At 68.4% G+C, this 12,345-nt stretch carries 14 protein-coding genes; 10 read left to right on the plus strand and 4 right to left on the minus strand.

All coding sequences use genetic code 11. From position 1 onward, the window contains the following. The 4 genes from LF262_RS16195 to menE are packed head-to-tail and all read left to right on the plus strand — an operon-like array spanning window position 1 to window position 4,689. Window positions 1–1,194, plus strand: coding sequence for an acyl-CoA dehydrogenase family protein (locus tag LF262_RS16195; RefSeq protein WP_235781439.1), 1,194 nt, complete (start codon window positions 1–3; stop codon window positions 1,192–1,194). Between the two features lie 27 nt (window positions 1,195–1,221). Beyond that, window positions 1,222–1,713: a MaoC family dehydratase gene (locus LF262_RS16200; RefSeq protein ID WP_308190554.1), complete on the plus strand. Its 492-nt coding sequence runs from the start codon at window positions 1,222–1,224 to the stop codon at window positions 1,711–1,713. A gap of 51 nt (window positions 1,714–1,764) precedes the next feature. Further along, complete coding sequence (locus LF262_RS16205) at window positions 1,765–3,096, plus strand: MFS transporter (protein ID WP_235781440.1); 1,332 nt, start codon at window positions 1,765–1,767, stop codon at window positions 3,094–3,096. Between the two features lie 12 nt (window positions 3,097–3,108). After that, entirely contained in the window at window positions 3,109–4,689 is a 1,581-nt protein-coding gene (menE, locus tag LF262_RS16210; protein ID WP_235781441.1) for an o-succinylbenzoate--CoA ligase, read from the plus strand. A 53-nt stretch (window positions 4,690–4,742) separates the two neighbouring features. On the opposite strand, the gene LF262_RS16215 is transcribed toward menE, so the two are convergent. After that, window positions 4,743–5,597, minus strand: coding sequence for a DUF1206 domain-containing protein (locus tag LF262_RS16215; protein WP_235781442.1), 855 nt, complete (start codon window positions 5,595–5,597; stop codon window positions 4,743–4,745). A 172-nt stretch (window positions 5,598–5,769) separates the two neighbouring features. Here LF262_RS16215 and LF262_RS16220 point away from each other — a divergent pair, with 172 nt between their 5' ends. From LF262_RS16220 to LF262_RS16245, 6 genes are all read left to right on the plus strand, one after another. Next, window positions 5,770–7,056, plus strand: a complete 1,287-nt coding sequence (locus LF262_RS16220; protein WP_235781443.1) for an adenylosuccinate synthase — start codon at window positions 5,770–5,772, stop codon at window positions 7,054–7,056. Window positions 7,057–7,286: 230 nt separating this feature from the next. Further along, window positions 7,287–7,838, plus strand: a complete 552-nt coding sequence (locus tag LF262_RS16225; protein ID WP_235781444.1) for an RNA polymerase sigma factor — start codon at window positions 7,287–7,289, stop codon at window positions 7,836–7,838. Next, window positions 7,835–8,617: a hypothetical protein gene (locus LF262_RS16230; protein ID WP_235781445.1), complete on the plus strand. Its 783-nt coding sequence runs from the start codon at window positions 7,835–7,837 to the stop codon at window positions 8,615–8,617. Before LF262_RS16225 ends, LF262_RS16230 begins: the two co-directional genes overlap by 4 nt. A gap of 48 nt (window positions 8,618–8,665) precedes the next feature. After that, window positions 8,666–9,100 (plus strand): CoA-binding protein, encoded by a 435-nt coding sequence (locus LF262_RS16235; protein ID WP_235781446.1) that lies wholly within the window; start codon window positions 8,666–8,668, stop codon window positions 9,098–9,100. 13 nt (window positions 9,101–9,113) lie between these two features. After that, the gene (locus LF262_RS16240; protein ID WP_235781447.1) at window positions 9,114–9,509 is read left to right on the plus strand and encodes an MmcQ/YjbR family DNA-binding protein; all 396 of its coding nucleotides are present in this window, start codon (window positions 9,114–9,116) and stop codon (window positions 9,507–9,509) included. Between the two features lie 18 nt (window positions 9,510–9,527). Further along, window positions 9,528–10,148 (plus strand): hypothetical protein, encoded by a 621-nt coding sequence (locus LF262_RS16245; RefSeq protein ID WP_235781448.1) that lies wholly within the window; start codon window positions 9,528–9,530, stop codon window positions 10,146–10,148. Between the two features lie 44 nt (window positions 10,149–10,192). Here LF262_RS16245 and LF262_RS16250 read toward each other — a convergent pair whose 3' ends face one another. From LF262_RS16250 to LF262_RS16260, 3 genes are all read right to left on the minus strand, one after another. Continuing rightward, a complete protein-coding gene (locus LF262_RS16250) occupies window positions 10,193–10,594 on the minus strand; it encodes a cupredoxin domain-containing protein (RefSeq protein WP_235781449.1) in 402 nt (133 codons plus the stop codon). Between the two features lie 132 nt (window positions 10,595–10,726). Next, on the minus strand, window positions 10,727–11,506 hold the full coding sequence (locus LF262_RS16255) for a hypothetical protein (protein ID WP_235781450.1): 780 nt from the start codon (window positions 11,504–11,506) through the stop codon (window positions 10,727–10,729). Window positions 11,507–11,638: 132 nt separating this feature from the next. After that, window positions 11,639–12,229 carry a hypothetical protein gene (locus LF262_RS16260; RefSeq protein ID WP_235781451.1) on the minus strand — a complete coding sequence of 197 codons (591 nt, stop codon included), beginning with the start codon at window positions 12,227–12,229 and terminating at the stop codon, window positions 11,639–11,641. Window positions 12,230–12,345 lie beyond the last annotated feature (116 nt).

Genomic DNA, 12,345 nt, shown 5'->3' on the forward strand with positions numbered 1-12,345 from the left:
ATGGACCTCTACAGCACCTCTGACTGGTACGACGCCGCGGGACTCCTCAGCGACGACGAGCGCCTCGTGCTCGGGCGGCTCCGCGAGTTCCTCGAGACTAGGGCCAAGCCGCTCGTGGGCGACTACTGGGAGCGCGGCGAGTTCCCGTACGAGATTGCCCAGCCGCTCATCGACCTTGACCTCATGGAGCCCGTGGAGCTGACGGACGGCCGCAACCGTCCCGCCCGCGGCATCTACCACGGCTTCCGAATCTTCGAGCTGGCCCGCACGGACGCCTCGATCGCCACGTTCTACACGGCCCAGGCCGGACTCTTCCGCACGGCGGTCCGGGTAGGCGCATCCGAGGAGCAGAAGAAGGAGTGGATGCCGAAGGTCGTCGACTTCACGCTCAAGGGCGTCTTCTCCCTCACGGAGCCCGAGCACGGCTCGGACATCGCCGGCGGACTCAGCACGACGGCGAGGCGTGAGCAGGGGGAGAACGGCGACGAGTGGATCCTCGACGGTGAGAAGCGCTGGATCGGCGGTGCGTTCACCGCGGACGTGCTCGCCGTCTTCGCCCGCGATGTCGCAGATGGGCAGGTGAAGGCGTTCCTCGTGCCTCGAGAGGCGCCTGGCGTCACGCTGACGAAGATCCAGCGCAAGACGGCGCTGCGCATGATGCAGAACGCGCACATCACGCTCAGCGGCGTGCGGGTCAGCGAGGCGGACCGCCTCCACAACGTGAACTCGTTCAAGGACGTGGCCGCGATGCTCCGCGCGATGCGCTCGGACGTCGCGTGGATCGCGACGGGCATCCAGGCTGGAGCGTTCGAGGCTGCGCTGAAGTATGTGCGGGAGCGCGAGCAGTTCGGTCGCCAGCTGGGCTCGTTCCAGCTCGTCCAGGAGAAGCTCGCCCGCATGCTCGGCAACCTCACCTCGAGCCTCTCGCTCGTCGTCCGCCTCACCGAGCAGCAGGAGAAGGGCATTTACCGCGACCGGGACTCGGCCCTCGCCAAGATGCAGACGTCTTTGAACATGCGCGAGACCGTCGCCCTGGCCCGCGAGGTCGTGGGAGGCAACGGCATCACCCTCGATACCGATGTGGCCCGCTTCCACGCCGACGCCGAGGCCGTCTACTCCTACGAGGGCACCCACGAGATCAATGCCCTCATCATCGGGCGCGCCCTCACGGGTCACGGCGCCTTCACCAAGTAACCCAGCACTCGTCCACAGGAGGACCTCATGACCACTCAGCGCACGATCAAGCAGCGCAATTCCGAGCCGCGGCTCGTTGTCGACTTCGACAAGCTCCTCACCATGGCCGGTGCCGACCTCGGCGCCACCGACTGGATGGAGATCACCCAGGACCGCGTCAACCTCTTCGCCGACGCGACCGACGACCACCAGTGGATCCACACTGACCCCGAGCGTGCCAAGGACGGCCCGTTCGGCGGCCCGATCGCCCACGGCTTCCTCACGCTCTCACTGGTGATCCCGTTCTGGGGCGAGCTGTTCGACGTCGAGGGCGTCACCACGAAGGTCAACTACGGCCTCGACAAGGTCCGCTTCACCTCCCCGGTGAAGGTGGGCTCCAAGGTCCGCATGCTCGGCACGATCGCCGAGGTGACGGAGGTCAAGGGCGGCGCCCAGATCAAGGTCAACGCCACCATCGAGATCGAGGGGCAGGAGCGGCCCGCCGTCGTCGCCGAGTTCCTCGCGCGCTTCTACAAGTAGGCCAGTCCCGACTCGTCCCCCTGTCATCCCATCCGCCCCGAAGGAACCGCCATGCTGGCAACCCCGCAGTTGTCCACGATGAGCACCGCCGCGCAGCGCAAGGAAGCGCGGACGGTCATCCTGTCCAGCTACCTGGGCAGCACCATCGAGTTCTACGACTTCCTCCTCTATGCGACCGCCGCGGCCGTCGCCTTCCCCCAGGTCTTCTTTGCCGGGGCCGACCCATGGGTCGGCGTCGTCGCGGCGTACGCGACCTTTGCCGCCGGGTACGTTGCCCGGCCGCTCGGCGGCGTGATCTTCGGCCACTTCGGCGACCGGATGGGCCGCAAGGGCATGCTGATCGTGTCGATGACAGTCATGGGCCTCTCCTCCGCGGCGATCGGCCTCATCCCGGGGGCCAGCCTGATTGGCCCTTGGGGCGCCGTGATCCTCGTGCTGCTGCGCGTGCTTCAGGGGATCGCTGTGGGCGGCGAGTGGGGCGGTGCGGCCCTCATGGCCCTCGAGCACTCCGATCCGAAGAGGCGAGGCTTCGCGGCGTCGTTCGTCAACGCGGGCGCCCCCACCGGCGCCGTGCTCGGCACGCTCATGATGGGCCTCGTGTCGGCACTGCCCGGCCCGGCCTTCCTCGCCTGGGGCTGGCGGGTCCCGTTCCTGCTCTCGTTCGCGCTTCTGGCCGTGGGACTGTTCGTGCGGATGCGCGTCGCCGAGAGCCCGATCTTCGCCGCGGCGATCGCCGCAGAAGAGAGCACGGCGGCGGGCACCAAGCCCAAGGTCCCGCTGCTCGAGGTGCTGCGCCGGCCCAAGGCACTGATCTTCATCATGCTCGCCGGTGCCGCCGGGTTCGGCCTCCAAGTGGTGCTGCCCACCTTCTCCGTAACCTACGCGGTGTCCAAGGGCGCACCCCAGCAGGGCGTGCTCTATGCCTTCGCGGCGGCATCCGCGATCTCGATCGTCTTCGTGCTGTTCGGTGGGCGTCTCTCCGACCGGTTCGGCAGGCGACCTGTCATGATCGCCGGCCTCCTGCTGTTCGTTGCCTACCTGTTCCCGATGTTCGCGCTGCTGGGCTCGGGCAACGTGTGGCTCGTGTTCGCCGCGTTCACGGTCGCGCTCGTGTTCCACTCGACGCTCTACGGGCCCCTGGCCGCGTTTGTCTCCGAACAGTTCGGCACGACGTCCCGCTACACGGGTGCGGCGCTGGGCTACCAGCTCGCCACGCTCATCGGCGCGGGCTTCACTCCAGGGATCGTCGCCTCGCTCTACAAGGACTCGGGCCAGAGCATCGGGGTCGTCGTGGGCTTTCTGGCGGCCATGGCGGTGCTCTCGGCGATCTTCATCCTGCTCACCCGGGAGTCCAAGGACAACGACCTCACCACGGTCCGCTAGGGAGGAACCCATATGTACAACAACGGCGTTGGCTCGTGGCTCCACCGCCGCCGGCCCAAGTCGGGGCCCAAGGCGGCCCTGATTGCGGGGGAGCGCACCTACAGCTACGACGAGCTCTCCGAGCGTGCGGACCGGCTCGCCAACGCGCTGCGCCGGCGCGGGGTAGCCCGCGGCGACCGCGTCGCCTACCTCGGCGAGAACGACCCGGCGTTCGTCGAGACGTTCTTCGCCGCCGGGATCCTCGGCGCGATCTTCATCCCGCTCAACACCCGCCTGGCCGCGCCCGAGCTGCAGTTCCAGCTGCAGGACTCGGGTGCGAGGCTCCTGGTCAACGGCGCGGCCCTCGAGGAGCTGGCCGCGGCGGCCGCCGAGGGCACCGGCGTCCTGAACCGCCTCGTGGTGGGCGGGTCCCCCACGGCGGCGCACGACGCCTCCCGGGCGGTCAACGCGCCGGGCTCGCCACCCGTCGTCGGACGGGGCGTGGAAGCCTACGAGGAAGCGCTCGCGAGCGCGCCGGCCGAGGTCATCGATGAGGCCGTGACGCACGACGACGGTGCCATGATCCTCTACACGTCCGGGACTACCGGGCGGCCCAAGGGCGCCCTGCTGACCCACGGGAACATCACGTGGAACTGCGTCAACGTGATCACGGACATGGACGTCAACCGGAATGACATCGCGCTCATGATCTCCCCGCTGTTCCACGTCGCCTCGCTCGACATGGGCCTGCTGCCCATGCTGCTCAAGGGTGCAACCGTGGTCCTCGAGCAGAAGTTCGACCCGGCGCGGGTGCTCGCGGCGATCGAGAAGCACCGGATCACAGCCCTCAGCGGGGTGCCGACCACCTACCAGCTGCTGGCCGAGCACCCCAACTGGGCCACGACTGACATCAGCTCCCTCGACAAGCTCACGTGCGGCGGCTCCGCCGTGCCGATGCGGGTCCTGGAGGCTTATGAGGAGCGCGGCCTCGGGTTCTCCAACGGCTACGGCATGACGGAGACGGCGCCTGGAGCGACCACGCTTCCCGTGTGGCGGTCCAGGGAGAAGGCAGGCTCCTCCGGGCTGCCCCAGTTCTTCACCGACATCCGCATCGTGGACCCGATCGGGCAGGTTCTCGGCCCGGGGGAGGTCGGGGAGATCCAGATCGCCGGGCCGAACGTCATCAGGGAGTACTGGAACCGTTCTGATGCGACGCGCGAGTCCTACGCGGACGGCATCTGGTTTAAGTCCGGGGACATGGGCTACCGGGACGAGGAGGGATTCCTGTTCGTCTCGGACCGCCTCAAGGACATGATCATCTCCGGTGGGGAGAACATCTACCCCGCCGAGGTGGAGTCCGTCATCGTCGAGCTCGAGCAGGTCGCGTCCGTGGCCGTGATCGGGGTAGCGGACGAGAAGTGGGGCGAGGTGCCGCGCGCCATCATCACCCTCCGCGGGGGTGCCTCGCTCACCGAGGAGGACGTCCGGGCCCACCTCGACGGCCGCCTGGCCCGGTACAAGATCCCCAAGTCGGTGGTGTTCGTCGAGGAGATGCCGCGCACCGCGAGCGGCAAGATCCGCAAGTCCGAGCTGCGCAAGCAGTACGCGGGGTAGGCGGTGCGAGGGCAGGGGTGCCGCCGGGAGGGCGGCACCCCTGCCGGGCGCACTTACCGGTCGAAGTTGCCGTACCTGGCGCGTGCCGCGCTGTAGACCCCGTAGCAGGCCAGGCCGAGGGCCACCGCCCCGAGGAGCCAGGTGCCGAACGGCTGTGCGGCGAGGACCTTGAGCGCGCCGTCGAGGCCAGACTGCTCCTTCGCGTCCTGGTGCACGGCCGCGACCAGGATGAGGATCCCCAAAACCGCCACGGCGACGCCCTTCGCCGTGTAGCCAACGCCGCCCACCATCTTCACCCAGTCCGGTGCCGACTGCTTTGGCTGCGCGTCCTTCCCCAGGAAGCTGCGGGTCACACCCCTGAAGCCGAAGTACACGCCGACGCCGAGGACTACGAGCCCCGCGATGAAGAGCACCACCGGGCCGAAGGGGATCGAGAGCACGTTCGCGGTAGTCTGCTGGGACTGCTCGCTCGAGTTCTTCTGGTCCCCCACGGCAAAGCTGATGAACAGCCACGTGAGGGCGAAGTACGCCAGTGCCGTGCCGGCGGGGCCGAGGGCCTCGGTGGCCTTGCCCCCGCGCCGCCACTTCGCCACGGCGTCGATGACCATCCAGATCGCCAGCGCCGCGCAGCAGATGACGCCGGCCCACAGCAGAAAGGCGCCGCCCGGCGCCCCCGCGACCTGCTGGACCGCGCTCGACTGGTCGGCATTGTTGCCGCTGCCAAGTGCCACCTGGAGTGCCAGCCACGCGATGAGCACGTGCAGGAGCCCCACGAAGACGAAGCCGGCGCGTGCGACAGCGCGGGCGGCGGGCGAACTGGCTGCGCGCTGCGCATGGTGCGCGGCGTCCCTCGCACCGTCCTTCGCCGAGTTGCGGTCGCCACCGACCGCGCGGGAATAATCGTTCACCCTTGACCTCCTGATATGAGTGCTACCCATCATCTTCGTTGCCCCTTGCCCTGCTTCGGTAGACTTGGGTGGCAAGAGCCCCGGAAGTCTTGCCATGACGCAGGAGAGACGGGGCCTTTGCATGTAGGCCGACGGCCAGCCGGGCCGTGGGCGGTGTCCCGGGGAGGAATCCATGCCAGCAATCGTGATCGTCGGAGCCCAATGGGGCGACGAGGGCAAGGGCAAGGCCACGGATCTGCTGGGAGGCCGCGTGGACTACGTGGTCAAGCCCAATGGCGGCAACAACGCTGGGCACACCGTCGTGGTCGGCGGGCAGAAGTATGAGCTCAAGCTGCTCCCCGCGGGCATCCTCAGCCCGAACGCGATCCCGATCATCGGCAACGGCTGCGTCGTGAACCTTGAGGCGCTGTTCGAGGAGATCGACGGTCTCGAGGCCCGCGGCGGAGACGCCTCCCGGCTCCGCGTCTCCGCGAACGCACACCTCGTGGCCCCATACCATCAGACCCTCGACAAGGTCACCGAGCGGTTCCTCGGCAAGCGCGCGATCGGCACCACCGGTCGGGGGATCGGCCCTGCGTACCAGGACAAGGTGGCCCGTCTGGGCATCCGCGTCCAGGACGTCTTCGACGAGTCCATCCTCCGCCAGAAGGTCGAGGGCTCGCTGCGCCAGAAGAACGAGCTGCTCGTCAAGATCTACAACCGTCGTGCCGTGAGCGTCGACGAGACGGTGGAGTACTTCCTCTCCTTCGCGGAGCGCCTCCGCCCCCTCGTGATCGACTCGACCTACGAGCTCAACAGCGCTCTCGACGACGGCAAGGTGGTGCTCATGGAGGGTGGGCAGGCCACGTTCCTCGACGTGGACCACGGCACCTACCCCTTCGTGACCTCCTCGAATCCGACCGCTGGCGGTGCGTCGGTGGGCTCCGGCATCGGTCCTACACGCATTTCCCGCGCGATCGGCATCATCAAGGCCTACACCACCCGAGTCGGTGCGGGCCCGTTCCCCACCGAGCTCTTCGACGAGATGGGGGAGCACCTCCAGAAGACCGGCGGAGAGTTCGGCGTCAACACCGGCCGCCCCCGCCGCTGCGGCTGGTACGACTCGGTCCTGGCCCGCCATGCCTCCCGCGTCAACGGCTTCACCGACTACTTCCTCACTAAGCTCGACGTGCTCACCGGCATCGACAAGATTCCGGTCTGCGTCGCGTACGAGGTGGACGGAGTGCGGCATGACGAGATGCCCATGACCCAGACCGAGTTCCACCACGCCAAGCCGTTCTTCGAGTACTTCGACGGCTGGACCGAGGACATCTCGGGTGCCAGGACGCTCGACGAGCTGCCCGCGAACGCCCGCGACTACGTCCTGGCGCTCGAGAAGCTTTCGGGCACGCGCTTCTCCGCCCTTGGCGTGGGCCCCGACCGGGATCAGACGATCGTGGTCCGCGACCTCATCGACTGAAAAACCGGCCTGAAAGCCCGTAAAAAATCTGCCTGAAAAGGGTCCACACTTGCGTAACCCTGTGCGGCCCTCGTGCGATTACGTGAGTGCAAGCCGGGCTGGAATCTGTCCCCCATCATGTTCCAGCCCGGCTTCTCTCAGCCTCCAGGAGCCGTCGGCGCAGCTGGCCGACGGCTAGACTGGGCGGGTTCTCGCCTTCAGAGTCCAGGGTCAAGAATCCAAGGAATGCCGTGCTCGAATCGATCAGTGACGCCGATCTCGCGCCGGGTGCACTGACGGAGCATGAGCTGTTCACCCTCGTGTACCGTTCGCTGGCACCTGCCGTGATCGGCTATGTCACGGCCCGGGGGGTGGATGACCCCGAGGCCATTGCGCAGGACGTCTTCCTCACGGTACTGCCGCGGATCGGGACGATCCACGGCGGGGCCTCGGGCCTGAAGACCTTCGTGTTCTCGGTCGCCCACGCACGCGTTGTGGATCACTACAGGCGGCACGAGCGGCGCCCGCGGATCGTCGACTACGATCCGCTGCTCGACACGAGGCAGTCAAGCTCCGCGGAGCATGAGGCCCTCGTGGCGACGGGCCAGACCGACGCAGAGATCCTGATCGGGAGGCTCAAGGGTGACCAAAAAGAGGTATTGACGCTCCGCATCGTGGCGGAGCTCACCATCGATGAAGTCGCATCCGTTCTCGGCAAGACGCCGGGTGCAGTCAAGCAGCTCCAACGCAGGGCACTTCTTGCCCTGCGGGAGCACGTGTCTGAGGAAGAGTGGGTCAGATGAGCATGGACGGGAAGCAGGCACGGGCGGTGCTCACGGACGAGGGTCTTGAGCAGGACGCCGCGCTTCTCCGTGCGCTCGAAGGGCTCCACGCACTGCGGCCGGCCGCGGTTCCGGAACCTTCAGGACGGCTCGCGCTGCTCTTTGCGGAAGCGGCCGCCCGTTCAGCGGTGGGGGAACCGATGACGGCGCCGCTCACCGTCGTCCCCCTGACCAGGGCCGCGGCGCTCACGGCGGAAGCTGCGTCGCGCAGAGCGGTGGCCGGGGCTCGACCGCGGTTCATCAGGCAGCACCGCGGGGCGCTCAGCATCGTCGTGGCAGTGGGTCTGGGACTCGGCGCGAGCGGTGTGGCGGCCGCGGTTGGCGGGCAGGCCTGGGACTGGCAGGGCATCGAGCACACGGTGCTCAACCCGGCCACCGACCAACCGACCGAGAAGCCATCGCCCGACTCCCCGACCCCAGTGCACCCAGCAGATGTGGCCCAGGAGCCGACCCAGCCTGCGGGTGGGATCGCTCCGGGAATGGCGGTCGAGGACACGCCGGGGCAGGACGGCCAGACTCAGAACCAGAAGACCTCCCAAGACCAGAACGCCCAGGGCCAGAACGCCCAGGGCCAGGACGCCCAGACGTACGGGCAGGGCCGCCGTCAGACCAGTGCTCCTGCCCGGTCCAGCCAGAACTCGAACAGTCAGGGCGGAAACAGCCAGGGCGGGAACACTCAGGGCGGAAACAGCCAGGGCGGCGGCGATCAGGGCGGGAACAGCCAGGGCTCGGGCCGCTAGCAAGGCGCCTGCTGGGAGGAGGGCGGGTGCCACGACTAGCATGGCGTCATGCGGCAAGTGAATGACCCTGCTGTCATTGAGCGGCTCATGTCCACCCCGGGCACGTGGGCCATCGTGGGGCTGACGCAGAACGAGTGGCGCGCTGCCCACTCGGTGGCGCTGACCATCCGCGACGTGATGGGCTGCCGGATCGTCCCCGTGAACCTGCGCGCCGAGGATGTCCACGGTGAGAAGGGGTACGCGCGGCTCGCCGACATTCCGGCCGAGCTGCGCCCCATCGACGTCGTGGACTGCTTCGTTAACTCCCAGCGGGTGGGCGAGGTTGTGGACCAGGCAATCGCGGTGGGCGCGAAGGCCGTGTGGCTTCAGCTCGGAGTTGTCGACGAGGCCGCCGTGGAACGTGCTCTGGCCGCCGGTCTGGACGTTGTGATGAACCGATGCCCCGAGCAGGAGCTCTGGCACCGTAGGCGGCAGCGCGCCTGATGGATGCTCCCTGATGGACGCGGCACAGCTGCGTGCTCTCTGCCTCGGATTTGCCGGGGCCTACGAGGACTTCCCGTTCGGGCCCGAGTCCTCCGTCTTCAAGGTGCGTGCGCCGGCCGGTGGTGAGGACCTCCCAGGGAAGATGTTCGCCCTGGCGAGCCTCGACGTCGTCCCTCTGAGGGTGGCGCTCAAATGCGACCCAGTGCTCGCGGTCCAGCTCCGTGCGGCGCACCCCGAGATCACGGGGGCGTGGCATATGAACAAGCGGCACTGGAGCGATGTGCGCCTGGACGGCTCCTTGACGGACAGCGATGTGCGGGATCTGGTGGAGGACTCCTACGACCTCGTCGTGGCGGGACTGCCGAGGGCGCAACGCGAGGCGCTCGGGTGGAGCCGGCTGGCCCGCTGAGCGCGTTAGGGTGGGAGCGTGCTCGACCAGTCGACGCTCGATGCCCTGTGGGACTTCTCCGACCCCGTCGCCTCGGAGGACCGCTTCCGCCGTGCGCTGGAGGATCCGGCCTTCGACGGCGCCGAACGGTGCGAACTGGCCACGCAGCTCGGCCGCGCGATCGGCCTGCAGGGCCGATTCGAAGAGGCTGACGCGCTCCTGGACGGCATCGACTGCGAGCAGGACCCCACCATCGCGGTGCGCGTGCTTCTCGAGCGCGGCAGGCTCCTGAACTCCTCGGGACACGCAGCAATGGCCGTGCCGCTCTTCGAGCAGGCCGCCGAGCTCGGCGAGCACCTCGGCGAGGAGTTCCTTGCTGCCGACGCGTTCCACATGCTCGCGATCGCCGACGGCGCCCATGCCGAATCCTGGGCACGTGCGGGCATCGAGTACGCCCGCGACGCCCGCAGCGCCCGGGCCCAACGCTGGTCCGTCTCGCTCCACGGCAACCTCGGTTGGATGTTCCTCGATGCCGGGGAGCCTCACCGGGCACTCGTCGAGTTCCAGCTCGCAGAGCAATGGGCCTCCCGGGTCGGCACCCCCGACCAGGTCGCATGGGCCCGCGAGGGTATCGCGGCGTGCCGCGCCGTTGACGTCTAAGGGCGCGCCTGCGACACGCCGTCGTACTCAACGCGCAGCTGCCCTCAATCGACGGTGAGGGTCCCGTGCATGTCCGCGTGGTACTTGCAGTGGTACTGGTACACCCCAGGCTTGGCTGGGACAGAGAAGCCGGCGGTCTGACCGGCCGCAACACTGACGTCGAACGAGCCGTCGTCTGCCGTGATCGAGTGCGCCTCACCGTCCATGTTCATGACGTTCAGGCTGGCGCCAGCCTGAACGGCGGCTGGGCCCGTGAAGGCGAAGTCCTTGATGTGGATCGTCCCGGCAGCGCCTGGAGCGGTCATCTGCATGCCCGCGGCCATCCCTTCCATACTGTGCGAAGCGGGCGGTGAGGACGTGGACGGGGCTGAACAGGCCACCGCAGCCAGCGCCGTGGACGCGGCGAGGAGCGCGGCCGCGAGGGCCTTGGCAGGTGGGCGTGGCATGGGGTGTGGTCCTTTCGGTCGGCTGCCGACGGGAGACGGCCGGGTGGCGGGCAGAGGGGAGTCGCGTGCTGGCCAGGGGCAGAGCACCGCGGGCCGCGGACGCCGCGAGGCGTCCGCGGCCGGTGCTCTGGCTCATCGAGTTTCCTGAGTCCCCTTCACCGGGCTCAGGCGACGGCGCAGGGCGAACGCCATCCCAGCAGCCAGGACGAACCCTCCGCCAGCGGCCACGAGGCCTGCATCAGGACCGTGGGATCCGGTATCCGACGCGATCCCGGTGCCGGGGGCCCCGGCTGGCATAGCGGCGAGGGTCCCGCACAGGGCCGGGGAGGTGGCAGCGAGAGGCAGCGACGGCACAAGGTCGCTGGGCTCCTTCTGCGCCGCGGCTGGCAGGGTGTTCGGGTCGAGGCCGTGCACTACCACGACGGCGGTGCCAGACTTGAGCGACGCAGCAGTCTTTGCGTCGAGGGCGATGGTGCGCTCATAGGTGAAGCTCGAGCCCATGCCCGCGACAGCCAGGTCAGTGCCCGCGGCAGGGCTCGTGTCCCCGCTCGTGGACAGCGTGGCGCCGATGCCACCGTAGAAGGGCGCGCCCTCCGTGGTGCTGATCACGCCGTCTCCGCTCGTGTCGGCGGACGGGCCGGGGCACTGGCCCTTCGCCCCGATGTGGATGTGCTGCACGTGCGGGTACGGCTTCCCGTTGAACGACGCGGCGAGGCCCGAGACCTTCTCCGTCACTTTCGCTTGGTCGCCCTGCACCGTGATCATCACGTTGCCGGAGGCGTTCGAGCCGTTGATCGAGGCGAGATTGGCCTGGTAGGTCGTGGAGTCCGCGGCGAACGCCGGGGTTCCGGTGAGGGCCAGCGCCCCGAGGGCGACTGCTGGTGCGATCAGAAATGCTGCCTTCTTCATCATGGTGGCTTCCTCTTCGTGGAGCCTGGTGTCCCGCGCGTGCCCATGGTGTCCGGCCCTCTGAGACTCTGACGCACCTCCTTCGGTGCGCTGCCCCTGTGCGGATTGGATGGCGGATTTCAAGTGGGATGCCCGCTATCCCTCGGACCAGCACGCGAGCACATCCGTTGCCACTTGGTAGGCGAGGGCCGTCCGGGTGATCCCGTGGGGTCCTACCGGCTCTGCAAGGCCTGTGGCATCCGCCGTGAGTGTGAACGAGTCCTTGAGGAACACCACTGTTCCGGTCGCGGACTGATAGGCCGGGAAGCCGAGATTGGCCAGCCCGTCGATATCGGCTGTTGTGCCGATGCGCTGCTTGAGGGCGTCGAAGTGGGCCCGCGCGGCTGCCGGGGTGGCAGATTCCTGGACCGAGAGCAGTAGCGTTCCGGTGGGGAGCCTGTAGATGCACGAGAAGAGGCCCTGAGACCACGTCGACTCAGGCTGCGGCTGGGCCGGGAGGGCGAGGATCTGGGCGATCCGCTCCCTGATCTCGGGCTCGCAGACCATTGTCGCGGCAGGCGATGGCTCGGCCGGTTGGGCTGCCGCGCCGGTCGCGTCGGCCCGTGCGGCTGGTGCAGCGGACGCTGGCGCCTGCAGGCCCGCTCCTCCGGATCCGGCCGGACCTGCACAGCCGCTGAGCGCGAGCGTTCCCGCAGCCACGAGCGCCGCCCATCTTGTCGAGAGCATGGCCCGTTCCTTCCCTTGGGGGTGGCGGGATAACCCGCCCTTTTCGTAGCAGGTTCGGAGCCGAGAGGCACTCGGACTGTTTTTCTGGCGCACGACGGCGGCCCGGTCGCCTCCCC

It is taken from the genome of Sinomonas notoginsengisoli, assembly GCF_021554725.1.
GTDB lineage: Bacteria > Actinomycetota > Actinomycetes > Actinomycetales > Micrococcaceae > Sinomonas > Sinomonas notoginsengisoli.

What these genes read in the sequence shown, in the direction of transcription:
- LF262_RS16240 (WP_235781447.1), top strand. Translation starts at nt 9,114, where the DNA reads ATGGACGCGGCACAGCTGCGTGCTCTCTGCCTCGGATTTGCCGGGGCC.
- menE (WP_235781441.1), top strand. Translation starts at nt 3,109, where the DNA reads ATGTACAACAACGGCGTTGGCTCGTGGCTCCACCGCCGCCGGCCCAAG.
- LF262_RS16200 (WP_308190554.1), top strand. Translation starts at nt 1,222, where the DNA reads ATGACCACTCAGCGCACGATCAAGCAGCGCAATTCCGAGCCGCGGCTC.
- LF262_RS16250 (WP_235781449.1), bottom strand. Translation starts at nt 10,594, where the DNA reads ATGCCACGCCCACCTGCCAAGGCCCTCGCGGCCGCGCTCCTCGCCGCG.
- LF262_RS16230 (WP_235781445.1), top strand. Translation starts at nt 7,835, where the DNA reads ATGAGCATGGACGGGAAGCAGGCACGGGCGGTGCTCACGGACGAGGGT.
- LF262_RS16255 (WP_235781450.1), bottom strand. Translation starts at nt 11,506, where the DNA reads ATGATGAAGAAGGCAGCATTTCTGATCGCACCAGCAGTCGCCCTCGGG.
- LF262_RS16235 (WP_235781446.1), top strand. Translation starts at nt 8,666, where the DNA reads ATGCGGCAAGTGAATGACCCTGCTGTCATTGAGCGGCTCATGTCCACC.
- LF262_RS16220 (WP_235781443.1), top strand. Translation starts at nt 5,770, where the DNA reads ATGCCAGCAATCGTGATCGTCGGAGCCCAATGGGGCGACGAGGGCAAG.
- LF262_RS16260 (WP_235781451.1), bottom strand. Translation starts at nt 12,229, where the DNA reads ATGCTCTCGACAAGATGGGCGGCGCTCGTGGCTGCGGGAACGCTCGCG.
- LF262_RS16195 (WP_235781439.1), top strand. Translation starts at nt 1, where the DNA reads ATGGACCTCTACAGCACCTCTGACTGGTACGACGCCGCGGGACTCCTC.
- LF262_RS16205 (WP_235781440.1), top strand. Translation starts at nt 1,765, where the DNA reads ATGCTGGCAACCCCGCAGTTGTCCACGATGAGCACCGCCGCGCAGCGC.